Annotated in this window: 24 protein-coding genes; 12 read left to right on the forward strand and 12 right to left on the reverse strand. The window is 71.0% G+C overall.

Going from position 1 to position 26903, the window contains the following annotated elements; genetic code table 11:
- Positions 1 to 12: 12 nt before the first annotated feature.
- From ASG45_RS00455 to ASG45_RS00470, 4 genes are read right to left on the reverse strand one after another with little or no spacing between them, the layout of a single operon-like run.
- The gene (locus ASG45_RS00455) at positions 13 to 1467 is read right to left on the reverse strand and encodes a glycoside hydrolase family 1 protein (protein WP_055831967.1); all 1455 of its coding nucleotides are present in this window, start codon (positions 1465 to 1467) and stop codon (positions 13 to 15) included.
- 29 nt (positions 1468 to 1496) lie between these two features.
- Positions 1497 to 2396: a carbohydrate ABC transporter permease gene (locus tag ASG45_RS00460; RefSeq protein WP_055831968.1), complete on the reverse strand. Its 900-nt coding sequence runs from the start codon at positions 2394 to 2396 to the stop codon at positions 1497 to 1499.
- Positions 2393 to 3469: a carbohydrate ABC transporter permease gene (locus ASG45_RS00465; protein ID WP_055831969.1), complete on the reverse strand. Its 1077-nt coding sequence runs from the start codon at positions 3467 to 3469 to the stop codon at positions 2393 to 2395. The genes ASG45_RS00460 and ASG45_RS00465 overlap by 4 nt, the downstream gene beginning before the upstream one ends.
- Positions 3470 to 3529: 60 nt before the next feature.
- The gene (locus ASG45_RS00470) at positions 3530 to 4807 is read right to left on the reverse strand and encodes an ABC transporter substrate-binding protein (RefSeq protein ID WP_055831970.1); all 1278 of its coding nucleotides are present in this window, start codon (positions 4805 to 4807) and stop codon (positions 3530 to 3532) included.
- 282 nt (positions 4808 to 5089) lie between these two features.
- Between ASG45_RS00470 and purS the strand changes: the two genes are divergently transcribed.
- From purS to ASG45_RS00500, 6 genes are all read left to right on the forward strand, one after another.
- Entirely contained in the window at positions 5090 to 5338 is a 249-nt protein-coding gene (gene purS / locus ASG45_RS00475) for a phosphoribosylformylglycinamidine synthase subunit PurS (RefSeq protein ID WP_022878640.1), read from the forward strand.
- On the forward strand, positions 5335 to 6042 hold the full coding sequence (purQ, locus tag ASG45_RS00480) for a phosphoribosylformylglycinamidine synthase subunit PurQ (protein ID WP_055831972.1): 708 nt from the start codon (positions 5335 to 5337) through the stop codon (positions 6040 to 6042). Before purS ends, purQ begins: the two co-directional genes overlap by 4 nt.
- 199 nt (positions 6043 to 6241) lie before the next feature.
- A complete protein-coding gene (locus tag ASG45_RS16675) occupies positions 6242 to 6958 on the forward strand; it encodes a GntR family transcriptional regulator (RefSeq protein WP_055831974.1) in 717 nt (238 codons plus the stop codon).
- Between the two features lie 105 nt (positions 6959 to 7063).
- A complete protein-coding gene (locus ASG45_RS00490; RefSeq protein WP_055831976.1) occupies positions 7064 to 7558 on the forward strand; it encodes an ureidoglycolate lyase in 495 nt (164 codons plus the stop codon).
- The gene (locus ASG45_RS00495) at positions 7555 to 9021 is read left to right on the forward strand and encodes an FAD-dependent oxidoreductase (RefSeq protein ID WP_055831977.1); all 1467 of its coding nucleotides are present in this window, start codon (positions 7555 to 7557) and stop codon (positions 9019 to 9021) included. Before ASG45_RS00490 ends, ASG45_RS00495 begins: the two co-directional genes overlap by 4 nt.
- Positions 9018 to 9947, forward strand: a complete 930-nt coding sequence (locus ASG45_RS00500; protein WP_235561535.1) for a 2-hydroxyacid dehydrogenase — start codon at positions 9018 to 9020, stop codon at positions 9945 to 9947. Before ASG45_RS00495 ends, ASG45_RS00500 begins: the two co-directional genes overlap by 4 nt.
- A gap of 19 nt (positions 9948 to 9966) precedes the next feature.
- Here the strand turns inward: ASG45_RS00500 and ASG45_RS00505 are convergent, their stop codons facing one another.
- Entirely contained in the window at positions 9967 to 11427 is a 1461-nt protein-coding gene (locus ASG45_RS00505) for a lipopolysaccharide biosynthesis protein (RefSeq protein WP_055831979.1), read from the reverse strand.
- A 176-nt stretch (positions 11428 to 11603) separates the two neighbouring features.
- On the opposite strand from ASG45_RS00505, the gene ASG45_RS00510 reads away from it, so the two are divergent.
- On the forward strand, positions 11604 to 13007 hold the full coding sequence (locus ASG45_RS00510) for a hypothetical protein (RefSeq protein ID WP_055831981.1): 1404 nt from the start codon (positions 11604 to 11606) through the stop codon (positions 13005 to 13007).
- Between the two features lie 73 nt (positions 13008 to 13080).
- Here ASG45_RS00510 and ASG45_RS00515 read toward each other — a convergent pair whose 3' ends face one another.
- Positions 13081 to 14076, reverse strand: coding sequence for a glycosyltransferase family 2 protein (locus ASG45_RS00515; protein WP_055831983.1), 996 nt, complete (start codon positions 14074 to 14076; stop codon positions 13081 to 13083).
- Positions 14073 to 15302 carry a glycosyltransferase family 4 protein gene (locus ASG45_RS00520; RefSeq protein WP_055831984.1) on the reverse strand — a complete coding sequence of 410 codons (1230 nt, stop codon included), beginning with the start codon at positions 15300 to 15302 and terminating at the stop codon, positions 14073 to 14075. The genes ASG45_RS00515 and ASG45_RS00520 overlap by 4 nt, the downstream gene beginning before the upstream one ends.
- Before the next feature lie 257 nt (positions 15303 to 15559).
- Here ASG45_RS00520 and ASG45_RS00525 point away from each other — a divergent pair, with 257 nt between their 5' ends.
- The gene (locus ASG45_RS00525; protein WP_055831986.1) at positions 15560 to 16663 is read left to right on the forward strand and encodes a glycosyltransferase family 4 protein; all 1104 of its coding nucleotides are present in this window, start codon (positions 15560 to 15562) and stop codon (positions 16661 to 16663) included.
- A 74-nt stretch (positions 16664 to 16737) separates the two neighbouring features.
- Here the strand turns inward: ASG45_RS00525 and ASG45_RS00530 are convergent, their stop codons facing one another.
- From ASG45_RS00530 to ASG45_RS00550, 5 genes are all read right to left on the reverse strand, one after another.
- Positions 16738 to 17949: an ROK family protein gene (locus ASG45_RS00530; RefSeq protein WP_055831988.1), complete on the reverse strand. Its 1212-nt coding sequence runs from the start codon at positions 17947 to 17949 to the stop codon at positions 16738 to 16740.
- Between the two features lie 147 nt (positions 17950 to 18096).
- Positions 18097 to 19317, reverse strand: coding sequence for a multiple monosaccharide ABC transporter permease (gene mmsB, locus ASG45_RS00535; RefSeq protein ID WP_055831990.1), 1221 nt, complete (start codon positions 19315 to 19317; stop codon positions 18097 to 18099).
- 5 nt (positions 19318 to 19322) lie between these two features.
- Positions 19323 to 20852: a multiple monosaccharide ABC transporter ATP-binding protein gene (gene mmsA / locus ASG45_RS00540; RefSeq protein WP_055831992.1), complete on the reverse strand. Its 1530-nt coding sequence runs from the start codon at positions 20850 to 20852 to the stop codon at positions 19323 to 19325.
- A gap of 189 nt (positions 20853 to 21041) precedes the next feature.
- Positions 21042 to 22163, reverse strand: a complete 1122-nt coding sequence (chvE, locus tag ASG45_RS00545; protein ID WP_055831994.1) for a multiple monosaccharide ABC transporter substrate-binding protein — start codon at positions 22161 to 22163, stop codon at positions 21042 to 21044.
- A gap of 193 nt (positions 22164 to 22356) precedes the next feature.
- Positions 22357 to 22926: a nucleotidyltransferase family protein gene (locus tag ASG45_RS00550; RefSeq protein WP_055833085.1), complete on the reverse strand. Its 570-nt coding sequence runs from the start codon at positions 22924 to 22926 to the stop codon at positions 22357 to 22359.
- Between the two features lie 51 nt (positions 22927 to 22977).
- On the opposite strand from ASG45_RS00550, the gene ASG45_RS00555 reads away from it, so the two are divergent.
- The 4 genes from ASG45_RS00555 to ASG45_RS00570 are packed head-to-tail and all read left to right on the forward strand — an operon-like array spanning position 22978 to position 26811.
- Positions 22978 to 23943 (forward strand): XdhC family protein, encoded by a 966-nt coding sequence (locus ASG45_RS00555; protein WP_055831996.1) that lies wholly within the window; start codon positions 22978 to 22980, stop codon positions 23941 to 23943.
- A complete protein-coding gene (locus ASG45_RS00560) occupies positions 23940 to 25238 on the forward strand; it encodes an amidohydrolase family protein (RefSeq protein ID WP_082516446.1) in 1299 nt (432 codons plus the stop codon). Before ASG45_RS00555 ends, ASG45_RS00560 begins: the two co-directional genes overlap by 4 nt.
- Entirely contained in the window at positions 25235 to 25867 is a 633-nt protein-coding gene (locus tag ASG45_RS00565) for an XRE family transcriptional regulator (protein WP_055831998.1), read from the forward strand. Before ASG45_RS00560 ends, ASG45_RS00565 begins: the two co-directional genes overlap by 4 nt.
- Complete coding sequence (locus tag ASG45_RS00570; protein ID WP_055831999.1) at positions 25864 to 26811, forward strand: PDR/VanB family oxidoreductase; 948 nt, start codon at positions 25864 to 25866, stop codon at positions 26809 to 26811. Before ASG45_RS00565 ends, ASG45_RS00570 begins: the two co-directional genes overlap by 4 nt.
- Positions 26812 to 26903: the final 92 nt, after the last annotated feature.

Raw genomic sequence — 26903 nt, forward strand, 5'->3', positions numbered from 1 at the left:
CTCGCGCGCGGCCTACACCGCGGGTGCGGTGACCAGTGCGCGCTCGGCGATGATGCGAGCGTACTGCCGGCCGGAGTCCTTCACCGTGCGCTCCTGCGTCTGGTAGTCGACGTAGACGATGCCGAAGCGCTTCTCGTATCCCCAGGCCCACTCGAAGTTGTCCATGAGCGACCAGTAGAAGTAGCCGCGCACATCGACGCCCTTGTCCACGGCATCCAGAACCGCGCCCAGGTGGGCCTCGACGAACTCCACGCGCTCGGTGTCGTGCACGCGCGCCTCGTCGCCGTCGGTGACCAGCTCGTCGTCGTAGGAGGCGCCGTTCTCGGTGACGTACAGGGCGACGCCGGCCTCGGCCGAGTACTCCTCGCTGACCCGCTCGAGCAGCCGGGTGAGCCCCTCGGGCTGCACCTCCCAGTGCATGTTGGTGCGCGCGAGGCCGCGGTCGTGCCAGTACAGGTTCTCGTGGGCCGGGAACGGCTTTCCGATGGGACGCGTGGTGGGCGCGTCCCCGGCGGGCGGGTCGACCTCGGGCGGCGTGCCGCCGACGAACTCCCCGTGGTAGTAGTTCACACCGAGCGAGTCGATCGGCGTCGAGATGATGTCGAGGTCGCCGGGCCGGACGGCCTCCTGCCAGCGGGCCACGGCCGCGGCATCGGTGTCGCGGAAGTCCCGGATGATGTCGGCGGGGTACTCGCCCCGGAACACGGGGTCGAGGAACCAGCGGTTGAACTGTCCGTCGACGCGACGCGCGGCGTCGAGGTCGGCGGGATCGGCCGCGTCCACGGCATCCGCGACCGTCAGGTTGAGGGTGAGGCCGAGGTTGAGCGACGAGTCGCGCGCACGGAGCTCCCGCACCGTCTGCCCGTGGGCGAGCAGCAGGTGGTGGGCGGCGAGCATGCCCTCGGCCTGCGAGTAGTGGCCGGGAGCGTGCGCGCCGGCGGTGTAGCTCAGGAACGACGAGCACCACGGCTCGTTGAGGGTCGTCCAGACGTCGACGCGGTCGCCGAGGGCGTCGTGCATGTCGAGCGCGTACTCGGTGAAGCGTTCGCTGGTCTCGCGCACCGTCCATCCGCCGCGGTCTTCCAGCGCCTGCGGGAGGTCCCAGTGGTACAGCGTCAGCCAGGGAAGGATGCCGGCACCGAGCAGTTCGTCGACGAGACGCTTGTAGAAGTCGACGCCCTTCGCGTTCACCGGGCCCCCGTCGGGGCGCACGCGCGCCCACGACGTCGAGAAGCGGTAGGTCTGCAGTCCGAGGCTCTTCATCATCTGCACGTCACCGGCGTAGCGGTGGTAGTGATCGCACGCCACGTCGCCGTTGTCGGCGTTGATGACGGCGTCGGGGACGCGACTGAAGGCGTCCCAGATCGACGCGGCGCGGCCGTCTTCGAAGGCCGCCCCTTCGATCTGGTAGGCCGCGGTCGCGGCGCCGAAGAGGAAGCCCTCGGGAAAGGCTCGGGTGTCGGACATGGTTCGGGTTCCTTCCGTGGGCGCGAGGGTCATCCCTTCACCGCCCCTTGCATGATGCCACTCACGAGCTGCTTGCCGGCGAAGACGAACAGCAGCAGCAGCGGGATCGTCGACAGCAGCACTCCCGCCAGAACGATGGAGTAGTCGACGAAGTAGTTGGACTGCAGCAGCGACAGGGCCACCGGCAGCGTGGGGTTCTGGCGGTCGAGCACGATGAACGGCCAGAAGAAGTTGTTCCACGCGGTGACGAAGGTGAACAGCGCGAGCATCGCGGCGGCGGGCCGCGCGGCCGGAACCCCCACGGTGAGGAAGGTGCGGAACGAGCTCGCGCCGTCGACGCGGGCGGCCTCGATGAGTTCGTCGGGCACGGCCTGACGCAGGTACTGCGTCATCCAGAACACCCCGAACGCACTCGTCAGCGCGGGCACGATGATCGCGCCGATCTGCCCCGTCCATCCCATCTCGCTGAAGAGGATGTACAGCGGCACGACGCCGAGCTGCGTGGGAACGGCCATCGTCGCCACGACGAACAACAGCAGCCAGGGGCCGCCGCGGAACTTCAGCTTCGCGAACGCCCAGCCCGCGAGCGTGGAGAAGAAGACGACGGATGCCGCGATCACGGCCGAGCTGAAGATGGAGTTCCACAGCCCCGCCCAGAAGTTGACGGCGGGGTTGCCGAGCACCGCGGCGGCGTTGACGAAGAAGTTGCCGCCCGGGATCCACGACAGCTCGGGGTTGCGGATGGTCGCCGAGTCGCCCGAACCGATCAGGAGAGCCCAGTAGTAGGGCACGAGGGCGGCGAGCAGCACGACGCCGAGGCTGGCGTAGACGAACCACCCGGGCCGGGAGCCGCGGACGGCGCGCGGGCGCCGACGCGCGGGCTTCGGGTCGGCTGCCCCGGTGACGGGGCTGGTGTCGATGACGCTCATGAGCGGGCGACCTTTCCGGTCGATTCGGCGAGCCGCTGCTTCGCGGCACGGGCGGCGACGCGACGCTGCGCGCGGCTGAGACCGTCGCGTGAGCCCTCGTCGCGCACGAGGGAGCGACTGATGAAGAGGTTGACCGCACCGATCGCGAGGATGATGAGGAAGAGGATCCACGCCAGTGCCGCGGCGCGGCCGAAGTTCCACTCGCCCCAGCCGAGGTTGTAGAGGTACAGCGAGATGGTCAGCCACTGGTTGTCCGAGCCACCGGTGCCCGACTGGTCGAACATGCGTGGCTCGTCGAAGATCTGCAGGCCACCGATCGTCGAGGTGATGATGACGAAGATCAGGGTGGGCTTGAGGCTCGGCAGCGTGATCGAGAAGAACTGGCGGATCTTGCCGGCCCCGTCGACGGTCGCCGCCTCGTAGTACTCGCGCGGCACCGCCTGCATCGCGGCCAGCAGGATGAGGGTGTTGTACCCGGTCCAGCGGAAGTTGACCATCGTGGCGATGGCGATGTGACTGGCGAACGCGTCGGAGTGCCACCCGACCCCGGGCAGGCCGATCCGGCCGAGCAGGGTGTTGATGATGCCGTACTGGTCGCCGAACATGTTGCTGAAGATCAGCGCCACGGCCACGGGGGCCATGACGTACGGCACGAGCACGCCCATGCGCCAGAGGGTCTTCGCCCGGATGTTCTGATCGAGCATCGCCGCGATGAACACCGCGAGCAGCAGCTGCGGAACGGTCGAGAGCACGAAGATGCTGAAGGTGTTGCGCAGGGCGTCCCAGAAGGCGGGCTGCGAGAGCACGTAGGCGTACTGGTCGAAGCCGACGAACGTCCCCGAGCCGCGGATCTGGTCCCAGTCCATGAACGAGATGACGCCCGTGTACAGGATCGGGAAGAGGCCCGTGACGATGAAGAGCAGGAAGAAGGGCGAGATGTAGAGGTAGGGCGAGAGCTTGAGGTCCCACGCGCTGAGCTTCGAGCCGAAGCCGACACGTCGGGGGGAACGGGCGGGGGGACCGTCGGCGGCGGATGCCGCGGGGGTCACGGGGGGCTGCAGTGTCGTGGTCACGAGGTTCCTTCCGGGAGCACGGGCCGGACGCGCAGCGTCCGGCCCGTGATCGAGGCGAGATCAGCCGATGGCGTCCACCTGCGAGACCCACTGGTCCCACGAGGTCTGTGCGTCCTGCGTGTTGCTCTCGACGCGGGTCAGCGCCTTCTGCATCGCGTCGTTGACCTGGAAGTAGTACTCGCCCTTGAACGGCGTCACGCTGACCGCCTCGGCGCGCTTCGTGAAGATCTCGCCGATGGGGGCGTCACCGAAGTAGGCGTTGGTGCTCGCGAGCAGCTCGGGCGCCTTCAGCGCGTCGACCTGGCTCGGGAAGGTGCCCGCCTGCTGGAAGAACTTCACCTGCTGCTCGGGCGAGGTCAGCCAGTCGGCGAGGGCCTGCGCCTCGGCGACGTGGGCGCCGTTGCCGGGAACGGTCAGGTACGACCCGCCCCAGTTGCCGCCGCCGTTGGGGAACGTGTCGGCGATCTTCCAGCCCGCCACCTCGGGGGCGTTGCCCTCGATCTGCGTCAGCATCCAGCCGGGGCAGGACAGCGTCGCGAAGGCGCCGTTCGCCATGCCGGCGTACCAGTCGGTCGACCACTGCTCGAAGTGCGCCGACTGCGTCTTGGCGGCGTCGAGGGTCATGCCGTAGATCTTCTTGACGTCGGGGTTGGTGGTGGCGGTGATCTCGCCCGAGTCGGGGTTCTCGTAGGCCGCTTCGACCTGGTTGATCATGCCCTGGTAGACGCTGCCGGCCGAGTCGAAGAACGGCTTGCCGGTGGCGGCGACGTACTTGTCGCCCATCTCGAAGTAGGTCGACCAGTCGCCCTCGAGGGCGGCGGCCACCTCGGCCGGGTCGGAGGGGAGCCCGGCCGCTTCGAACAGGTCGGCGCGGTAGCAGATGGCCTCGGGGCCGATGTCGGTGCCGTACCCGATCAGGTTGCCCGAGGCATCGGTGGCGGCCTTGACCTTCCAGTCCAGCCAGCGGCTCTGCAGGTCCTGGGGAACGGGTGCCAGCAGGTCGGAGTACTTCATGACCTCGGGCAGCCAGTCGACCTCGATGGCTTCGATGTCCGCCAGGCCCGACTTGCCGAGCTTCTGGAAGTAGTTGGCGCGGGCGTCGTTCGACTTGGCCGCGCGGTTGTGCACGATCTTCACGTTCGGGTGCTCGGCCGTGTAGGCGTTGAGCAGCTCGTCGGTGTAGCCGAAGTCGTTGAACGTGGCGACGGTGAGGGTCACCTCTTCGTCACCACCGCCCGCGGCGGTTCCCCCGCCACCGGAGCAACCGGCGAGCACGAGGGCGGAGGTGGAGGCGACGGCGGCGATGAGCGCGGTCCGGCGCAGGGCACGTGAATTCACAGATCACTCCTTTGTGGTGGGTGCTGACCGGTAGCGCTGGTGTTCCCCCGCAACCTCACGTGGGAGCGCTCTCAACCGATCGAGGTCGACGATATGGGATCGCTCCCATCACGTCAAGGGAGCGCTCCCACATTCCTCGCGGTCCAGCCGGGAGCCGACGACCCCGAGCTCGGTCCACCCGATGCGATCCCCGCGCGCGCGGTCGGTCCGCGCGAGGCGGGGATGCCGAGCCCGAGCGTCGTAGACTGGCACCCACAACGCCACCCGACTTCTGGAGCTGCAGTGCCCACCATCGTCGTCGACGTCATGCCCAAGGCCGAGCTTCTCGACCCGCAGGGGAAGGCCGTCGCCGGCGCCCTGTCGCGGCTCGGCGAGAACCGCTTCTCGGACGTGCGCATCGGAAAGCGCTTCGAACTCACCGTCGAGGGAGAGGTCGACGAGGCCACCCTCGCCCGCGCCCGCGAGCTGGCCGACGAGATGCTCTCGAACGCGGTCATCGAAGACGTCGTGAACATCGAGGTCGTCGAGTGACGGCTCGCATCGGGGTCATCACGTTCCCCGGCTCGCTCGACGATCGCGACGCGCAGCGCGCCATCCGCCTCGCGGGCGGCGAGCCCGTCGCCCTCTGGCACGGCGAGCACGACCTGCGGGGCGTCGACGCCCTCGTGCTGCCCGGCGGCTTCTCCTACGGCGACTATCTGCGCGCCGGGGCCATCGCCGCCTTCGCGCCGATCATGGCCGAGGTCAAAGACGCCGCGGCCAAGGGCATGCCGGTGCTCGGCATCTGCAACGGCTTCCAGATGCTCGTCGAGGCGCACCTGCTGCCCGGCGGCCTCATCCGCAACGCCCACCAGCAGTTCATCCGCCGCGACCAGCGCCTGCGCGTCGAGAACGCCTCGACCGCGTGGACCAGCGACTTCACCGAGGGCGACGAGATCGTCATCCCGCTGAAGAACGCCGACGGCGGCTACATCGCCGACGCCGAGACCCTGGCGCGCGTGAACGGCGAGGGCCTGGTGGCGTTCCGCTACGTGGGCGTGAACCCCAACGGCTCGCTCGACGACATCGCCGGCCTCACCAACGAGCGCGGCAACGTCGTGGGACTCATGCCGCACCCCGAGCACGCGGTGGAGCCCGGCTTCGGCCCCGGCACCGACGTCGCGATGCGTTCGGGCGTCGACGGACTCGGCTTCTTCACCTCGGCCATCGCCGCCGTGGTGGGCGCCGCAGCCTGACACCCGGCGGGCCGTCGGCCCCCGCAAGCCCGCCGCATCCGTGACGTGCGGAGAGCCGGAGACGAGCGGAGGTCCTTCCGCCGCCCAGCGTCCTCCCGCGGCCCCTCGCCCTCCGCTCCTCACCGCGCTGCGCTCCTCACCGCGCTGCGCAGGCCCGCCCGCGGCGGCCACCGGCGCGCCCCCGCGATAGCGTGAGGGCGTGACCGAGAAGCGCGCGCCCGACCAGGACGCACTGATCGACCGCATCCTGCACCTGTGGCGAGCGGATGCCGAGACCCTGCCCTCCGAACCGCGCCTGGCCGAGCTCACCGGCGCGAGCCGCAACTCGGTGCGCGAGGCGCTCATCCGCCTCGAGGAGCGCGGGTACGTGCATCGCACGCAGGGTGCCCGCACGTCGCCGAACCGGCGACTCCCCGGTGTCGGCCGGCGCATCGACCAGCAGTTCGACCACTCGCTGTCGATCCGCGCGGCGGGGTACGAGCCGACGCTCGAGCTCGTGGCATCCGATCGACTCACCCTCGCCGCGGGCGATCCGGCGCGGTACGACGAGCTGCCCGACGGCACCGGGGTCTTGCGCACGGTGAAGATGTGGCGCGTCGACGCCGCCCCCTATGCACTGGCCGAAGACCTCGTGCCGCTCTCGCGCGAGGTCGATCTCGACCCGCACCGGCCGGTGTTCGAGCTGGCCGAGGCGGCCAACGGCATCCGGGTCGCGTGGGAGACCCTGTGGATCGACGCGATCGCCCTCGACGCCGAGCGCGCCGCGATCCTGTCGACGGATGCCGGCACCCCGGCCATCGAGATGACGTATTGCGGGTACGGGGTCGACGACGCCATCGGGTACTGGTCGCGCGAGGTGCAGCTGCCGGCGCCGGCGGGCCTGCGCAATGCGCTGATCCGTCGCGTCCGCTCCTGAACGCGCGTTTCTGCCGCGTAAACGAGCGGTGAAGTTGTTGGACAAGTAGCGCGCGAGCTTGTTGGACAAGCGTACTGTCGGGCTACCCGACGAAAGCGAGCCCCCGTGTCCGACACCCTCTCCACCCACCACCTCACCGCCGAGACCGTCACCCCCGCGGGCTTCGAGCCCTACGGTGTCGTGCTGACCCCGATGGAAGACGGCACGCCCTTCACCGCCGAGGAAGCCGTGCTCGACGTGTCGAACGGCATCCCCCGCTTCTACCTCATGCACCTCGACGACAAGTCGCCCGAGTTCGTACGCGTCACCCGTCACCTCGAGACGACGCAGACGCTCATGGCCGTCGGCGACGTGGAGTGGACGATCGCGGTCGCCGCCCCCGGCCTCGACGCCCCCGCGCTCGACGACCTGCGGGCGTTCCGTATTCCGCCGCGCACGGCCATCACGATGCGCAAGGGCACCTGGCACGCGGGACCGTTCTTCGCCGACCCGAGCATGGACTTCGTCAACCTCGAGCTCGACGACACCAACGTCACCGACCACCACAACCACCGGCTCGACGACGCCTTCGGCGTGCGCGTCGTGATCGACGCGGAGTGACGGTGCTCACCCCGCTTCCCGACGCCCCCGCGCGTCTCGCGCGCCTCGAACGCGAGGCGGCGCACCAGTCCGCCCTGAGCGCCGGCGACGGGCGGCCCTGGGTGGGCGCGCGCGACGGAGTGCGCCCCGTCGTGATCGTGGGCGCCGGTCAAGCCGGGCTCGTGCTCGCGCGGGGCCTGCGGCGCCGCGGAATCGACGACGTGGTGGTCCTCGACGCCGCCCCCGCGGGGGCTGCGGGCCCCTGGACCACCTACGCGCGCATGCACACCCTGCGCACCCCCAAAGACATCGCCTGGCCGACGTGGGGCACCCCCGCGGTGAGTCCCCGCGCGTGGTTCGAAGCCGTGTACGGCACGGCGGCGTGGGAGCAGATCGAGTACTTCCCCACCACGGCGTGGCAGGGATTCCTGCAGTGGTACCGCGAGGTCTCGGCCATCACCGTGGTGCCCGCCACCCACGTCACGGCGATCACCCCCACCGACGGTCCGCTCGACCTCGCGCTCGAGGGCCCCGACGGAACCTGGACGCTTTCGGCCCACCACGTCGTGCTCGCCACCGGCATCGAGGGAGCCGGCGGGCGGTCCATCCCGTCGCTGCTGCACGACCTTCCCGCGGATCGGGTGCGGCACACGCACGACGACATCGACTTCGCCGCCCTCGCGGGCCTGCGCATCGGCATCCTGGGTGCCGGCACGGGGGCGTTCGACAACGCCGCCACCGCCCTCGAGCACGGAGCCGCCCTCGTCGACGTGCACATGCGCCGCGCCGCGATGCCCCAGGTCAGCCCGTACCGCTGGATGGAGTTCGCCGGACTCATCGAGAACTACGGCACCTTCACCGACGCGCAGAAGTGGGCGTTCAACGTGCACCTGTCGGCCGTCGACCAGCCCGCGACGCAGAACGCCCTGTGGCGCGCGCACGCCTTCGACTCGTTCCGCTTCCTCACCTCGTCACCGTGGCAGGGCGTGGAGTGGACGGGCAGCGACATCGCGGTGACGACGCCGCACGGCATCCATCACTACGACGTCGTCCTGGCCGCGACCGGCATCGCCTCGGACCTGGCCCGACGGCCCGAGCTGGCGAGAGTGGCCGCCGACGCCGTGCTCTGGAGCGAGCGGCTCACCCCCGAGGCCGTGGCGCAGAACCCGGGGCTCGCCGCGTTCCCCTACCTCGACGACGACTTCGGGCTCGTCGACCGCGCGGGCGGGGAGGCGCTGTCGCGCATCCACATGTTCAACCACGGTGCGCGGATCAGCCAGGGCATGTTGAGCCACCAGATCCCCGGCCTCGTGGGCGGGGCGACGAAGCTGGCCGCCGCGCTCTCCCGCCGCCTGTTCGCGCGCGACTCCGCGAGCCTGCTGGCCGAGTACCTCGCGTACGACGTTCCCGTGGGCGTGCAGATCGGCCGACGCGCGCAACCCGCCGCCGCCGAGGCGCCGACGGCGGTAGCGTCGAGGGGGTGACGAACGAGACCCCCCTGATCGTGTCCGTGCCCACCGAACAGCTGCGCGACGATCTGCAGCCCCTGCCCGAGGGCGTCGAGCTCGTGCTGTGGGACATGACGGGGCCCGCTCCCCGTGAGCGGTTCGACCTGGTCGTGCCCCCGTACATGTCGATGGACGGCGTCATCGAGGCGTTGTCGAGCGTCGAGGTCGGCCTCGTGCAGGGCCAGTCGATCGGCTACGACAATGTCGAGGGACGCCTGCCGAAGGGCCTCGCCTTCGCGAACGCCTCCAGCGTGCACGAGACCGCGACCGCGGAGCTCGCGGTGACGCTGGCCCTGGCGGCGCAGCGGCGCCTGCCGGAGTTCGTGCGCGCTCAGGACCGCGCGGAGTGGATCGGCGGCGGCGCGACCGGTCTCGCCGACCAGCGCGTCACGCTCCTCGGATTCGGCGGGGTCGGCCGCGCCATTGCCGCGCGCCTCAAGCCCTTCGAGGTCGAGCTGCGCGCGGTCGCCTCGCACGGCCGGCTGCAGGACGACGTCGAGGTCTTCCCCCTCGGAAAGCTCGACGACGTGCTCGCCGAGACCGACATCCTCATCGCGTCGCTCCCCGGCGGCGACCGCACCCGCCACATCCTCGACGACGCCGCCCTGTCGGCCCTGCCCGACGGCGCCCTCGTCGTCAACGTCGGCCGCGGTCCCCTCATCGACACCGATGCGCTCGTAGACCACGTGCGTCGCGGGCGTCTCCGCGCCGCGCTCGACGTGACCGACCCCGAGCCCCTTCCCGCGGATCACCCGCTCTGGGCCCTGGACGGCGTGCTCATCGCCCCGCACGTCGGAGGAGCCACCGATGCCATGCGCCCGCGCATCGCGCGACTCGTGCGCCGTCAGATCGAGCGCCTCCGCGCCGGCGAGGAACCGCTGAACGTCGTCATCGGCGGCTGAGAGCCGCCGCCGTCGGGCATCAGGCGGAGCGTCGCGGACGCATCGACCGGAGGGTCTGCGCGATGAGCCGGGCGTCGCCGCGGCCCCCCACCGCCATGATCGCCGCCGCTGCCACGAGCCACGCCGCTGCCAGGCAGACCAGGCGGAGCAGAGCGGGCCACGGCCCGAAGACCGCGAGGTCCAGGCCCCACGCGACGAGGGTCGCCCCGCCGCTCACCGCCAGGGGCACGAGGGACGCGCGCACGAGGACCCCGACCTCGAGGCCCGCGCGGGGGGCGAACACGAAGGTTCCCGAGGCCCAGATGAGCACCTGGCCCACGACCACTCCCCAGGCGATCCCCGCGGGAGCCAGGGGCGCCAGCAGCACGATGAGGAGCACCATCGGCACGCGCCCGACGATCTCCGACAGGAAGAGAGCCCCGGAGCGTCCCAGAGCGGCGAACCCCCAGTAGTAGGCGTACGCCGTGGTCTGGAAGACCGTGCCCACGGCGAGGATCGGAAGGAACTGCATCGCGGGGAGCCAGTCGGCGCCCAGCACCACGTCTATCAACGGCGCACCGCACACCACGAGCAGGCCCGTGACGGCGAGCAGCACGTGACTGACGAGCCGCTGCGCGCGCGCCAGCGCCTCGTTGAGGGCGGGAAGGCTGTCGGCGACGTGCGCCAATCGCGGCAGCACCACGCGCGTCAGCGGGGCGGCGACCTGCAGCAGCGGCAGCATCACCAGCTGGTACGCCCGCGAGTAGAACCCGACGATCGCCGACGGGTACCAGGCCCCCATGACGATCGTGTCGACGTTCGTCGTGACGTAGTGCGCTGCGTGGGTGGCGAGCGTCGACAGGCCGAAGGTGAGCAGCGACCCCATCTCGACGCGACGCGGGAGTCCGGGACGCCAGCCCGCCGCGGCAACGGCCCACCCGAGCGACACGACCGCCGCCACCGTGCCCTGCACGGCGAGAGCCAGATAACCCGAGCCGAGCAGGGCGAGCAGGATCGCGGCGACGATCCCCGCGGCATCCCCTCCCACCTCCGACGCGGCGAGGCGCGAGAACCTCTCCCGGCGATTCAGCTCGACCAGGAACTGGACCGCGGCGGCGCGGAGGAGATAGGCGGGTGCCGCGATGAGCACGACCCCGACCAGCCGGCCGTCGCCGAACGCGGCGCCGATCGGAACGGCGACGGCCGCCACCAGCAGCGCCAGAACGGCCCCGATGCCGGTGTTGATCCAGAACAGGTTGCTCTTCTGCGCCTGGCTCAGCGACTTCTCGCGCAGGGCGGCGAGGCTGAGCCCGAAGTCGCCGAGCACCGACGCGATGCCGACGATCGCCAGTCCCAGGCTGACCACGCCGAAATCCGCCGGCCCGATCAGGCGTGCCAGCACGACGATGTTGGCGATCTGCAGGACGTACCGCAGCCATTGCGTCGACAGGAGCAGGGTCGCACCCCGGGCCCGTGCGCCCGAAGATCGTTCGGGCGTCACGTCTGTCGTCCTCCTCGGGTGCGCCGCGGGAGCCGCGCTCGAGCAGACTATTTTCGACCGCGCGCTGCTCCCCTCTCCGCCGCCCCTCGGGGGCTCGTTTTCACCCGCTCGGTCGCCCGTTGCACCCCGGTCCCCGCCGCGATCGAGCACCGCTCTCGCGCACCTAGCCTGTGCGGATGACCTCCCCCGCCGTCACCGCGTCCGACCTCTCGGTACCCCCGGAGTCCGAGCAGGGCACACGGCGCGCAGCGCGGCGACAGCGCCTGGCGGCCACGCCGCTCGCGGCACCGGCGCGCAGCACCGCGGCCCGCGTCGTCGCGTTCGGTCTGCTGCTGATGCTCTGGGCGGCCTCGATCGGCGGCACCATCGCGCAGACGCTGACGATGAGCCGCACGCAGGCGGCCGAGGGTCTGACGAGCGTGTACACGCAGGCGGTCGTCGACGCGGGGCACATCGCCCTGCTGCTTCCCGCGGCCGCCGCCGTCTTCGTGCTGATCTTCCGCGTCGTCTTCGTGCAGAACGACGTCTCGCCGCTGGTACTCGTCGTGTTGCCGTGGGTGTGGATCGTGTTCAACGAGTTCGCGCGGGGAGGAGCCGTCACCGAGCAGATGCTGCTGCCCATCGGCGTCGCCGTGACCCTGTGGGCGATCCAACCGCGTGTGTCGGACCTGCGGGCGTACGCCCTCGCCGCCGCGGGGTTGGCGGTGGTCTCGATGGTGCTGACGTCCAGCGCCCCCGCCCTCATGTACATGCCGCAGACGTTCGACGCGAACTCCGAGAAGTCGTTGACCGGGCTCCCGCTGTTGGCGGGCTTCTTCGGGCACCCCAACGGCTACGGCCTGTTCCTGGTGCTCGCCCTGCCCCTGACGCACCTCTTCTCGCGCTGGTATCTGCGCTGGACGACCACCGCCGTGCTGCTCGTCGCCATCCTGTGGTCGGCGTCGCGCACGGCGTTGTTCGGGGTCGCGGTGTGGGCCGTGGTGCTGTTGGTGAGCATGCTGCTGGGCCGCGCGGGCAACCGGACCGTCGGCCGCGTTTTCGGCGCCCTGCTGCTCGTCCTGGTCGTCGCCGTCGTGGCCCTCCCCCTGATCACCACCGACCCCGAGGCGTTCACCAAGCGCGGCGCGATCTGGCGGTTCGCCCTGTCGCAGCTGTCGGGCGATCAATGGCTCGTCGGGCTCGGCCACAGCTGGTACGTCGACCACTACGACCTGCTCAAGGCTGCCCTCTCCAGCGCCGCCAGCCACGGCCACAACGTCTTCGTGACGTACGTCGTCACGGGCGGCATCGTCCTCGTCGCGCTCCTCGCCGTCGTCCTCGCCGCCGCCGCCCGCGCGGCCGAGCATCTTCCCCGCCGCGACCAGGTCGCGGCGAGCACGTTCCTCTGCGTGCTCACGGCGGTGTCGATCACCGAGACGGCGTGGCGCGTCGAGGCGCCCGACACCCTGTTCGCGGCGATGGTGGTGCCGCTGTTCGTGATCGCCGTGCAGGCACGGGACCTGTCGCCCCTCGCCCGTCGAAGGGGTGACCGAACGGGTGAAACGCCCACTTTCACGATGCTCACCCGCCGGACGGCGTAAGCGGGACCCGCGGTCCTCCGACGCGCGCCCGCTCCCGCGGATCACACGACCCGCGGGAGCGACGCCCGGGCCGTCAGGAGCGCCGCACCGCGGCGCGCAACCGCCGCAGGTTGGCCGAGGCCGGGGGCAGATCCCAGGTGAAAAGTGCCGCCACGGCGGCGTCGTCGATGCGTCGGCCCCGCTGGATCTCCCGACGCTCGCGCAGCTTGCGGGGCATCTTGACCGCGGCGATCCCGACGGCCTTCACGGCCGTGCCCCCCTGCCCGCGCAGCACGGCGCGCACGAACGTGAACGAGTACGAGAGCGCGAGGCGCGGGAACACCACCGGCAGAAAACGCAGGGGGACGTTCTTGCTCATGACCCAGAGGAGGTTCTTGAGCGTCTGGTGGGTGGTGAAGCCGGGGATGCGCCCGCTCGTCGCTCCGATCCGGTGGTAGGCGACGGCCCGGGGGGCGAGCTGCGCACGCCATCCCCGCAACTGCGCCCGCCAGCTGAGGTCGATGTCTTCGAAATAGGCGAAGAAGTCCTCGTCGAACAGTCCCACGTCGCGCAGCATCGCGGCGCGATAGAGGGTCGATCCGCCGCTACCCCCGAAGATGTCGACCGCATCGTCGTACGCGTCGAGGTCCTCTTCGCCACGCCCCCGCGGGTAGGGCAGGCCCCAGGTCGAGTAGCACTCGCCGGTGCTGTCGATGCGGCGGCCGTCGAGGGTCACGAACTTGCTCGCCACCATGCCGAGATCATCCCCGCTGCGCATGACGGCGACGAGCTCGGCGAGCCAGGTCTTCTCGACCACGGCGTCGTTGTTGAGCAGCGCGATGTGCTCGTGGCCCCGGTGCAGGGCGTAGCGCAGACCGACGTTCACGCCTCCGGCGAAGCCGAGGTTCACGGGCTGCACGAGCAGGGTGACGCCGGGGTACGACGAGCGGATCATCTCGACCGATCCGTCCGTCGAGCCGTTCTCGACGACGATCACCTCCACCGGTTCGGTCTGCTCCGCGAGCGAGTCGAGGCACGCGGCGAGCTCCTCCCGGCCGTTCCAGTTCGGGATGACGACCGCCGACGTCATCGCTCGTCCCCCCGTCCGAACAGGGCGTCCTCGAGTCGCGACGGATAAGTCTCGGCCGAGAAGACCGATCGCGCCCACTCCCTCGTCGCGGTGGCATCGCTCCAGGCCCGACGAGGATCGGCGAGGATCGCGAGGAGTGCCCGCGCGATCGCCTCGGTGTCGTCGGCGACGACGAGACCGCCCGTCTCTCCCTCGCCGACCAGTCCTTCCGCGCCCACGGTCGTGGCCACCACCGGGATCCCCCGCATCAACGCCTCCACGGTCTTGAACTTCAGCCCGGCGCCCATGCGCAGCGGGACGACGACGGCCGTGGCCGCCCGATAAGCCGGGTCGAGCGACTCGACCTCCCCGGTCACCTCGAGCAGCGGGTCGGTCTGCGCCGCGGCGATCATGCGCGCCGTGGGCCCCGCGCCCGCGAGCACGAACCGCACATCGGCCCGCGCCACCCGCACGCGCGGGATGATCTCGTCGATCAGCCAGTCGGCCGCCTCGACGTTGACGTCGCGGAAGAACGCCCCCACGAACAGCACCGTCGGAACCCCGGCCGGCGGGCCGTCGGCGGTCACCACCTCGCCGCCGTCCGGCGAGAACGGCGGCCGCAGGACCACGACGTCGTCGGCCGCGACCCCCAGGCGTCGCGCGTAGCCGGCGTCCTTTCCGCTGAAGACGACCACGGCATCCATGTCGCGGTACAGCCGACCCTCGTCGCGCGCGACGCTGTGGTTCCGCCACCGGCCGAGCAGCCGCGCCGCCGTCCATCGACGGGTCGTGGCGAAGATCCGCTCGTAGGTCTGGACGATCAGGTCCTGCGCCACGACCACGCGACGGGCGCGCGGGCCGGTGGGAAGCGCCCGAGCGATCCATCCCATCTCGCTCCAGTGCGCCTCGACGAGGTCGGCGCGCGCTGCCGCGTCTCGCACGGCGCCCGCGCGGAGGATCGCCCGCCGGAACCGCAGCGGCGGCCGCACGGGGGACAGCCGGATCTGCTGCGTGTCGAGCCACGCCGCGAGACGGCCGGAGGAGCGCGGCGGGCAGACCAGGACCGTGACGTCCATCGCCTCCCGCAGGCGCCGGGCTCCCTCATCGTTGCCCCGCCAGTCGGGCGCGACCACGGTGACCTCGTGGCCGAGGGCGCGCAGGCCCCGGAGGTGCGACAGCACGTACTGTCCGCCCGCGTGGGGGATGCCGGGGTACGGCACGTGGGCCATGAGACTGACGATCCGCACGGTTCTCCTCCGGTCCCGCTCTCGACGGGCGACCTCGGGCGCCCGGACGGGCGACGCGGGGAGAGGCGGGTGTCCCGGGGAACGTACCAACCGGCTCGACGGCATCCCCCGCCGGTGGCGGCGACGGGCGGCTCCGGACGCGAACCTCACCCGTCGCCTCACCCCAACGCTTCCTCGCGGCTCGCGCCGACCGCCGAGAGCATCGGCGCCGGGGGCGGTCATACTCGGCGGCGGACCCCGCCCGAGAAGAGGACTCCGTGCCCACATCCCCGCCGCACATCGTGATCGACGCCCGTTCGATGTTCACCTCCACCGGGCGCTACACGCGCAACCTCATCGCGCACCTCGAGCAGATCGACACCGCGCACCGCTACACGATCGTGCTCCCCCGCGACCGGTTCGACGACTGGACGCCGACCAGTCCGCTCTTCGAGAAGGTCGCCACCGAGACCCCGTACTTCTCGTGGCGCGAGCAGACCTCGTTCGGGCGCGAGCTCCGGGCGCTCCGCCCCGATCTGGTGCACTTCGCGATGCCGCAGCAGCCGCTCTACCTGGGCGCGCGCCGCGTGACGACCTTTCTCGACATGACGCTGCTGAAGGTGCGCAACCGCAAGAAGCACTGGGCCGTCTCTGCCGTGAAGCGCGTCATCGGCGCGGGGGCGTTCGTGGTCACGGCGCACCGCTCCCGCGTGAACCTCGTCATCAGCGCGCACGGGGGCCGCGACCTCGTCGCCCACACCCGCGTGCGCGCGTCGAGCCTGTACGTCACCTCGCCCGCGGCCGATGTGATCGCGGATGCCGCGATCCCGGTCGAGACGCCGTTCCCGCGCTTCGTGCTGTACGTCGGCCGGCAGGAGCCGTACAAGAACCTCAAACGGCTCATCCGCGCGGTCGTGCACCTGCGCGACGCCGGCGAAGAGATCGGCCTCGTCGTCGCCGGAAAGATCGACGACGACGGGGCGCGCCTGATCCGGGAACTCGACGAGCAGGAGCGGGGCGCCGTGCACTTCGCCGGTTTCGTCACCGACGCGCAATTGCGCGGGCTGTACGAGGCGGCGGCGGTGTACGCGTTCCCGTCGTTCTTCGAGGGGTTCGGACTGCCGGGTCTCGAGGCGATGCGCCACGGGTGCGCCGTGGTCAGCAGCGATGCGACGTGCCTGCCCGAGGTCTACGGCGACGCCGCGATCTACTTCGACCCCACGAGCACCGCCGGGATGCGCGATGCCGTGGCCCGGGTCCTCACCGACCCCGCGCTCGCACAGACGCTGCGGGAGCGCGGGGTCGCGCGCGCCGAGATGTTCTCGTGGCGGTGGATGGCGACGCGCACGCTCGACGCCTACCGCGACGCCCTGGAGTCCTGAGCGACCGACCGGCGGCGACGGCGACCGCGGGGGCGTCCGGGGTCACGGCATCCGGACCCTGAAGCCCGCCGCCCTCAGCCGCGGAACCCGCCGGGGTTCGACAGCAGGTCGGCGAAGGCGAGCTCGGCGGGGCCGACGAGCATGAGGCGCGAGCGCAGGTGCGCCCGTTCGAGGCGGATCGTGCGCCCCTCGGCGCCGAGGGGATGCACGCGCACGGCATCGGCCAGTCGTTCGCGGCTGACCGAGAGCAGGGCGCCGAGGTAGCCCGACAGAACGACCGTCTCGGGGCTGAAGGCGTTGACGAAGTTGGTCAGCGCGATCGAGAGCACCTCGACCTGGCGCGTCACCTCCGCCATCACGCGAGGGTTGCGAGCCACGCCCAGCTCGACGTCGAGTTCGTCTTCGTCGAGCTTGCGCCGACCCAGCAGGGGCTCGAGCAGGTCGAGGCTCACCTCGGCCTCGAGGCATCCCCGGCGTCCGCACACGCAGGCGCGCCCACGAGGGTCGACGACGGTGTGCCCCAGCTCACCGGCGTAGCCCGAGGTGCCGCGCAGAAGGGTGCCGTCGATGATGAGACCGCCGCCGATGCTGTGCATCGCCCCGCCCAGGTAGAGCAGGTTGCCGACACCGACGCCGACACCGAAGCGCGACTCGGCGAGAGCGCCGATGCTCGCGTCGTTGCCGGCGGCCACCGGCATGCCGAGCTCGTCGCTCAGGCGCGCCGACACGGGGTCGCGCTTCCATCCCAGGGTGGGCGAGACGAGCACCGAGCCGTTGGCGTTGACGAGTCCGGGCACCGCGAGGCCCGCACCCACCACCCGGTAGTGCCGGTCGATGTCGGCCCGCATGGCTTCGACCGACGAGGCGACGATCTGCACGAACCGGCGCGGCGACGGCGGACTGGCCGTGTCGTGGCGCAGTCGCGCGTGCACCACCCCGCCCAGCCCGACCAGGGCGACGGTGACGGCGTGGGGTTCGGCCCGCACGCTGAGGGCGGCGACGTGGTCTTCGGGCTCGAGGTCAAGCGTCGGGCGCCCGACCTTGCCGGTGCGCTCGGTGCTGGCCGCCTCGCGCACGAGGCCCAGCTCGGTGAGCTCCATGACCAGGCCCGTCACGGTGGAGCGGTTCAGTCCCGTCGTCGCGCCCAGCTGCGCGCGTGAGAGCGCTCCCCGGGAATGGAGCAACGACAGCACCGACGCGAGGTTCTGCTGGCGGATCAGGTCGTTGGTGGTACGACCGACCGGGGGTGCGAGCGGCGTTGCGGGCTCGAACACGGCAGGGGTCATGAGAGGGGCACCTCCCCCATCATCCCATCGCGCAGGAACGGACGGTACGCGCAGCCGTCGAGAAGGACGGGGGCGGGGCCGACGGTCGATGCCGCGGTCCCGGGACGCGGATGGGGAGCGGGCCCCGGGGCCACGCTCCCCATCCGGTCAGACACCGCCGTTGCGCCGCTTGTTGAAGATGTCGAACGCGACGGCCAGCAGCAGCACGATGCCCTTGATGGCCATCTGCCAGGCGGCGTCGACACTGAGGATCGACAGCCCCATGTTCAGCACGCCCATCACCAGTCCACCGACGACCGCACCGACCACGGTGCCGATGCCGCCCTGGACGGCGGCGCCACCGATGAAGACCGCGGCGATGGCATCCAGCTCGTAGTTCTGACCGGCGGACGCCACGGCGCTGCCGGCGCGCGCGGTGCTCACGACCGCCGCGAGACCGGCGAGCACGCCCATGTTGACGAAGATGAAGAAGTTGACCCACTTCGTCTTCACACCGCTCATCACGGCGGCGAACAGGTTGCCGCCCATCGCGTACACGTGGCGGCCGAAGGTCGTGCGGTTGAGCACGAACGTGTACGCCAGGACGAGCACCGCGAGGATGATCAGAACGATCGGCGTGCCGTTGTAGGTGGCGAGCGTCAGGGCGATCGCCATGATCGCGACCGCGGCGATGAGGTTCTTCAGCCAGAACGACCACGCGACCTCACGGGGCAGCTCGAGGCGACGGAGCGTCGCGCGGGTGCGCAGCTGCTGGGCGATGAGCGCCACGACGGCGACGAGACCCAGCACGACGGTCAGCGAGTCCCAGTTGCCGATGTAGCCGAGCACCGGGGGCAGCCAGCCGGCACCGATGGCGGTGAAGCCGTCGGGCAGACCCGCGATCGTGCCGCCGGTGAGCAGCACCAGGGTGAGACCTCGGAACAACAGCATGCCCGCCAGGGTGACGATGAACGCCGGAATGCCGACGAACGCCACCCAGAAGCCCTGCCACGCACCGACGACCGCGCCGACGGCGAGCGAGAGGATGACGGCGGCCCACCAGGGCAGCCCCCACGAGTTCATCGAGATCGCCGCGATCGCTCCGACCATGGCGACCACCGAGCCGACCGACAGGTCGATGTGCCCCGCGATGATCACCATCACCATGCCGATCGCGAGGATCAGCACGTAGGCGTTCTGCTGGATGAGGTTGTTGACGTTACCGGGCATGAGCAGTCGGCCGCCGGTCAGCACCTGGAACAGCACGATGATGATGACCAGGGCGGCGAGGATGCCGAACTGCCGGAAGTTGATGCGCGACAGGATGCCGCGGCGGCGCGGTCCCGGCTGCGTGGGCGCCTCGACCGTCTGGGTGGATGCGGTGGCCATGTCTTTCAGTTCCTTCCGGCGGTCATGTGCCGCATGAGGGTCTCCTGCGTGGCGTCGTCGCGGCTGACCTCTGCCGTGATGCGTCCCTCGGAGATCGTGTAGATGCGGTCGGAGAGGCCGATGACCTCGGGCAGCTCCGACGAGATGACGATGACGGCCTTACCCTGGGCCGCGAGTTCGTTGATGATGCCGTAGATCTCGTACTTCGCCCCGACGTCGATGCCGCGGGTCGGCTCGTCGAGGATCAGCACGTCGGGACCGGTGAACATCCACTTCGACAGCACGACCTTCTGCTGGTTCCCGCCGGACAGCCGTCCGGTGATCGCCGCGACGCTGGGGGCCTTGATGTTCATCTTGTAGCGGTACGAATCGGCGACCTTGTACTCGCGGTAGCGGTCGACTACGCCCAGGCGGGCGAGGCGCGAGAGGGCGGATGCCGAGACGTTGACCTGGATGTCGCCGATGAGGTTGAGCCCGTACTTCTTGCGGTCCTCGGTGGCGTACGCGATGCCGTGCTTGATGGCCGCGTCGACCGTGCGCACGTCGATCTGCTGACCGTTCTTGTAGACCTCGCCCGAGATGCCCGTGCCGTACATGCGGCCGAAGATGCTCATGGCGAGCTCGGTGCGACCGGCGCCCATGAGGCCCGCGAAACCGACGATCTCGCCCGCGCGCACCATGAACGAGGCGTCGTCGATGACCACGCGCTCGGTGTCGACCGGGTGGTGCACGGTCCAGTTCTCGACGCGGAAGAGCTCCTCGCCGATGTCGGGTTCGCGCGGGGGGAACAGGCTGTTCAGATCGCGGCCGACCATGGCGCGGATGATGCGCCCCTCGTCGGTGTCGGCGTCGGTGCGGTGCATCGTCTCGATGGTGCGGCCGTCGCGGATGATCGTGATGCGGTCCGAGATGCGCAGCACCTCCTTCAGCTTGTGGCTGATGATGATGCAGGTGATGCCCTGGTCGCGCAGCTGGTCGATCAGATCGAGCAGGTGGGCGGAGTCGTCGTCGTTCAGCGCGGCGGTGGGCTCGTCGAGGATGAGGAGCTTGACCTCTTTGGCCAGGGCCTTGGCGATCTCGACGAGCTGCTGCTTGCCGACGCCGATCTCGTAGATCTTGGTCGCGGGGTTCTCGCGCAGCCCCACGCGCTTGAGCAGCTCCGCCGCCGCGGTGTTCGTGGCGTTCCAGTCGATGACGCCGCGACGGGCCTTCTCGTTGCCGAGGAAGATGTTCTCGGCGATCGAGAGGTAGGGGCTGAGCGCCAACTCCTGGTGGATGATGACGATGCCCGCGGCCTCGCTGTCGTTGATCGAGCGGAACGCCATCTGCTCACCCTCGAGGGTGATGCTCCCCTCGAAGCTGCCTGCCGGGTAGACCCCGCTGAGCACCTTCATGAGGGTGGACTTGCCGGCGCCGTTCTCGCCGCAGATGGCATGCACCTCTCCGCGGTGCACGTCGATCGACACGTCGGCGAGAGCCGGAACCCCGTTGAAGGACTTCGAGATCCCCGCCATGCGCAGGATCGGTTCGGTCATGGTGTGTGTCGTCCCTTCACCGTCGCCGAGGGCGACGCAAAAGTGGGCCGCCGAAGCGACTCGTGTGATCGTCGCCGGAGGCGACCGATGCCCTTCACCGGGCGGTGAAGGATCGAGCGGCGGGGCGGGCTGAGCCGCCCCGCCGCGAGAAGAGGACGGGGCGGGCGAGCCCGCCCCGTCCGGGATCGATCAGAGTCCGACGTCGGACGCCTTCAGGAAGCCCGAGTCGATGAGCTTCGTCTGCACGTCGTCCTTGACGACGACCTCGGGGGTCAGCAGGTACGAGGGGACGACCTTCTTGCCGTTGTCGTAGGTCTTCTCGTCGTTGACCTCGACGGTCTTGCCGTCCTTGATCTCCTGCACCATCGTGAACACGCGGTCGCCGAGGGCGCGGGTGTCCTTCCAGACCGTCATCGACTGCGCGCCGTCGAGGATCGCCTTGACGTTGGCCTTGTCGGCATCCTGACCCGTGATGATCGGGTAGTCGGCGCCGGGGGTGTACCCGGCCGACTTCAGCGACGCCTCGATACCGATGGCGAGGCTGTCGTTGGGCGAGAGCACCACGTTGACCTTCTTGCCGTCGCCGTAGAACGACGAGAGGCGGTTGTCCATCTCGGACTGCGCCTTGTCGGATGCCCAGCCCTGGATGCCGATCGACGCCCACGCGTCGTCGTTGGCGGGCGACTTGCCGCTGGGAACGACCAGCTGGCCCTTCTCGACGTACGGCTGCAGGACGTCCCACGCGCCGGCGAAGAAGAACTTGGCGTTGTTGTCGTCGGGGCTGCCGGCGAAGGGCTCGAGGTTGAAGGGGCCCTTGCCGTCCTTCAGACCCAGCTGCTCTTCGATGTACTGGCCCTGCAGGGTGCCGACCTTGTAGTTGTCGAAGGTGGCGTAGTAGTCGACGTTCTCGCTGCCGTTGATCAGGCGGTCGTAGGCGATGACCGTGGCGTTCTGCGACTTGGCCTCCTGCAGCACCGGGCCGAGGGTCGAGCCGTCGATCGCGGCGATCACGAGGATCTTCGCGCCCCCCGAGATCTGGTTCTGGATCTGGCTGATCTGCTGGTCGGTCTTGTTGTCGGCGTATTGCAGGTCGACGGTGCACCCGGCGTCGGTGAGCTTCTTCTGCAGCTGCTCACCGTCGTTGATCCAGCGCTCGAGGCTGCGGGTCGGCATCGCGATGCCCACGTTGCACTCGGTCGAGCCACCGCCGGCGGCGTCGCCGCCTCCGTCGGCCGGACGGGTGGAGCTGCACGCTCCGAGGCCGACGGCGAGTGCGGCGATAGCCGCACCGGTCAGGATTTTCTTCAGCATGTGATCTGCGTTCCTCTCTGAACAGCAGGGACCTCGTGGTCCGCACCCGCGCCCTCCCCGGCGTCGGATCGGGTACGTCGTCGTCCCGGCACTCTGGTCCGTCGAATTATGACGGCTCCGAAAAATTATCCATCGAGGGGGGTTTTGTCTAGAGGCACGTCAAAATTCCCCGCGGCCGTGATCAGACCGTGACTCAGCGCTCGTCGCGGTCGGCGCCCGACCACAGATCGCCGCATTCGACGAACTCCGCCTCCTGAGCGATCAGGTAGGGCCGCGCCCCGACATCGCCCCGCACCGACGCCCCCACGGCCGCCCAGTGCGCTCGCCCGATGAGCACGGGATGCCCCGGCTCGCCGGTGTACGCCGCCTGGGCGAGGGCGTCGGGAGCCGCCCGCCGGACGAGGCGGGCGATCGCGGCCGGGACGACGTCGGGGGTGTCGACCGGCAGCACGACGACGGCGGATGCGGGTCCGGATGCCGCGGCCTCGAGGCCCGCGCGCAGCGACGTGGCCACCCCCGTCCGCCAGTCGGCGACGCTCACCACCGTCGCCTCGGCGGGCACCAGCAGGGCCGCCTCATCGGCGGCCGCGCCCACGACGACGAGGACGTCGCCGCACCCGCCCGCGCGCAGAGCCCGCACGGCGATCGCGATCCAGGGGACGCCGGCGGGGGTGCGGGCGAGGGCCTTGGGACCACCAAAACGACGCCCGGCGCCCGCGGCGAGGACGAGTCCGCACGGGGGCACGAGGGGGTCGGCGGGCATGGTCACGACAGCGTAGCGTGCGCGAAACACGCCCCGACTACCGTCGCGTCCATGCTCGAACTGGCCGCCGACCTGGTGCCCCTGCTCGACGCGGGAGTGCCCGTCGCGGCGGTCACCGTGACCGCCGTCGTGCGCAGCGCACCGCGCGGGGTGGGGGCCACTCTCGCCGTGACCCGCGACGCCCGCGTGATCGGATCGATCTCGGGAGGCTGCGTCGAGAGCGACGCCGTGATGCTCGGGCTCGATGCCCTGCGCACCGGCACCGTGCGCCGCGCGCGGTTCGGTTTCGGCGACGACGGCACGGTCACCCCCATCGCCGCGGGGCTCGCCTGCGGGGGTGCGGTCGACGTCGTGGCGTACCGGATCGACGCGGACGCCACGCGCGCCGCCCTCGACGACGCGCGCACCGGCCGCGCGGCGACCCTGCGCCTCGACCTCGACGGCGAGGCCCTCGTGCTGCACCGCCCGGCACCGCCCCGGCTCATCGTGCTGGGCGCGGGTGAGCACGCCGCGGCGCTCTGCCGACTGGGGGCCGCCGCCGGATTCGCGGTGACCGTGTGCGACGACTGGGCGCTGCTGGTGACGCGCGAACGCTTCCCCGACGCGACCGAGCTGGTCGTCGCGGCCCCCCACGACTACCTCGCCACCCTCGACGATCCCGACGCGCGCACGGCGGTCTGCGTGCTGACGCACGACGAACGGCTCGACGTGCCGGCGCTTCGCGCGGCGCTGCGTCTGCCCGTGGGGTTCGTGGGCGCGATGGGGGCGCGGGCCACCGTCGCGCGCCGCGCGAAGCTCCTGCGCGCGGCGGGGGTCACGGATGCCGAGCTCGCGCGCCTGCACTCCCCTCTGGGCCTCGACCTGGGCGGCGTCACCCCCGAAGAGACGGCGCTCTCGGTGATCGCCGAGATCGTGGCATCCCGCAACGCCGCCGACGCCCGTCCGCTGCGCGACCGGCGCGGCGCACGCCTGCACGGGATGGACCTCGACGCATCGTGCGCGGTGAGGAGCGCATGAGCGTGCTCGTCGTGCGCGGCGCGGTCGCCGTCGTCGAAGGGACGGGGCGCGTGCACACCGGCGACGTCGTGAGCGTCGACGGCACGATCGTCGCCTCGGCCGATCTTTCGGGGGCGACCGTGATCGACGCCACCGGGTGCGTCGTGACCGCCGGGCTGGTCAACGCGCACCACCACCTCCTGCAGACGGCGTTCCGCACGCTGCCCGGCACCCGCGGCATCCCCATGCGCGACTGGTTGCCGGCGATGGCCGCGGCGTACTCCGCCGCCGGCGTCGACCCCGAGCTCACCGGGCTCGCCGCCCGGGCGGGGCTCGCCGAAGCCCTGCTGAGCGGGGTGACCACGGTCGCCGACCACCACCTGACCTGGCCGAGGGGCGCCGACACCGTCGGCATGGCGCGCGCGGCGGCCGCCGCGGCCCGCGACCTCGGCGCCCGACTCGTGTTCGTGCGCGGTGCCGCGCGCGACGATCCCGCCGAGGCGGCGGCCTCGGCCGACGCGATCGTGCGCGCCCTCGTTCCCGGGGCGCCCGGCGGCATCAGCGCCGATGGTGCGCTGCAGGTCGCCGTGGGCCCAGCCGGAGTGCACAGCGATCCCCGTGAGACCTTCGACGCGCTCGGCGAGGTCGCCCGCGTGCACGGTCTGCGCCGCCGCACGCAGGCGAACGAGGTCGTCGACGTCGCCATCGCCCTCGAGCGATACGGTGCCCGCCCGCTCGACCTTCTCGAGGAGTGGGGTTGGCTCGACACCGACGTGACCCTCGCCCACCTGTGCGACGTGTCGGACGACGAGATCGCCCGGATCGCGGCATCCGGGGCCTCCGCCACCCACGCACCCGGCTGCGACGTGCCGATGGGGTGGGGCGTCGCCCCCGTGCGACGACTGCTCGACGCCGGGATCTCCGTCGGGCTCGGCACGAGCGGTGGCGGGAGCAACGACGCGGGGCATCTGCTCGCCGACGCCCGACTGGCGATGCAGGTCTCGGCGCTCGTCGGGCCGCAGCTGCCCGCCGCGGACGTGCTCGCGATGGCCACGGCCGGCTCGGCCGACGGGCTCGGCCGCCCCGAGCTCGGGCGACTCACCCCGGGATCCGCGGCCGACCTGTGCCTCTGGGACGTCTCGGGGGTCGCCGACGCCGGAGTCGCGGATGCCGTGGCGGGACTGCTGTGGGCCGCACCCGGCCGGCGTCCGCGCGACGTCGTCGTCGGTGGCCGTGTCGTCGTCGCCGGCGGCCGACTGGTCACCGCCGACGAGGACGAGGTCGTCGCCCGGCTGTTCGAGAGGGTGGGACGATGACGACCATGGCTCCCGCGATCCCCGCCGAGAAAACCCCCACCGGCGACGAACGGCTCGGTGCGCACCTGCGCGGACTGCGCAAAGCGCGCGGACTCACGCTGACGCAGCTGGCCGAGGCGGCGACGCTGTCGCATCCCTTCCTCAGCCAGCTCGAACGCGGTCTCGCGCGGCCCAGCATGGCGAGCCTCGAACGACTCGCGCGAGCGCTCGGCACCAGCCGGGTCGAACTCATCGCCGCCTCGGAGCCGCCCCGCCCCGACCACGACGCGCACCCCTCGTTCGTCGGCGCCGACGAGGGCGTGATCGGCCCCTACGCGGAAGGCACCGCGCGTCTGCTCGCGGAGGGCCCCCGACGCTTCGAACCCCTCGAGTTCACCGGCGCCAACCCCGACCCGGGAGACCACTACGTGCACGACGAGGACGAGTTCCTCACCGTGCTCGAAGGGTCGGTGGTGATCTCGTTCGGCGACTTCGGCGAGCGCACCCTGTGGGTCGGCGACTCGGTCTACTGCCGCTCGGGGACCCCGCACCGGTGGCACTCGCCGGGCGGGCTGCCGTATCGGTTGCTCATCGTGAAGGAACTCGTGCACGGCGGCGGTGTCGACGACACCGCAGAAGGAGAGTCATGACCGGAGGCGTCAGCTTCGAAGCCGTCGTCCGCGCCCGTCGCGATGCGGCGGAGGGCGTGGTCGTGCTCGACCTGGAGCGCACGGGTGGCACGCTGCCGCACTGGTCGCCCGGCGCGCACATCGACGTCGTGCTGCCCGACGGTGTCGAGCGGCAGTATTCGCTCTGCGGGTCGCCGACCGAGCGGGGCACGTGGCGCATCGGGGTGCTCCGCGAACGCGAGGGCTCGGTGTGGCTGCACGAGAACGCGCACGTCGGTGCACCGCTTCGCGTGCGCGGTCCCGCCAACCACTTCTTGTTCGCCCCCACCGCCGGCCGCGCGTACGTGTTCGTCGCCGGGGGCATCGGCATCACCCCGATCGTCCCGATGATCGAGGCAGCCGAGACCGCCGGGGCGTCCTGGACGCTGCTGTACGCCGGCCGGTCGCGGCGCACGATGGCCTTCGTCGACGAGTTGGTCGCGCAGTACGGTGACCGCGTCGAGGTGTACGCCGCCGACGAGGGACGCCGGCTCGACCTCGCGGAGTACTTCGGCACCCCCGTCTCACGCACCGTCGTCTACTCGTGCGGACCCGCGCGCCTTCTGGAGTCCCTGGATGCCGCGATGGCGGGGTGGCCGCGCGGGAGCCTGCACGTCGAGCGGTTCGAGGCGAAAGTGCTCGGCCCGCCGGTGTGGGCCGAGCCGTTCGAGGTCGACCTGATGATGTCGGGCCTCACCGTGACCGTGCCCCCGGAGCGATCGATCCTCGACGTGGTGGAGGAGCACGGCGCGGTCGTCCCGTCGAGCTGTCGGGTGGGCACGTGCGGCACCTGCGAGGTCGCCGTCGTCGACGGCGAGGTGGAGCATCGTGACTCCGTCCTCTCGCCGGAGGAACAGGATGCCAACCGGTCGATGATGGTGTGCGTGTCACGGGCGGCGTGCGGGCGGATCACGCTGGAGCTGTAGGAGCAGGACGGGCGTTCGCCGCGCCGACACGGCTGCGCGCAAGGTTTGTCACGAGGGTCACGCCCAGGAAATACAGCGGAAACGCGCGGTTC

Origin of the sequence: Microbacterium sp. Leaf436 (assembly GCF_001424715.1) — a bacterium.
Lineage (GTDB): Bacteria > Actinomycetota > Actinomycetes > Actinomycetales > Microbacteriaceae > Microbacterium.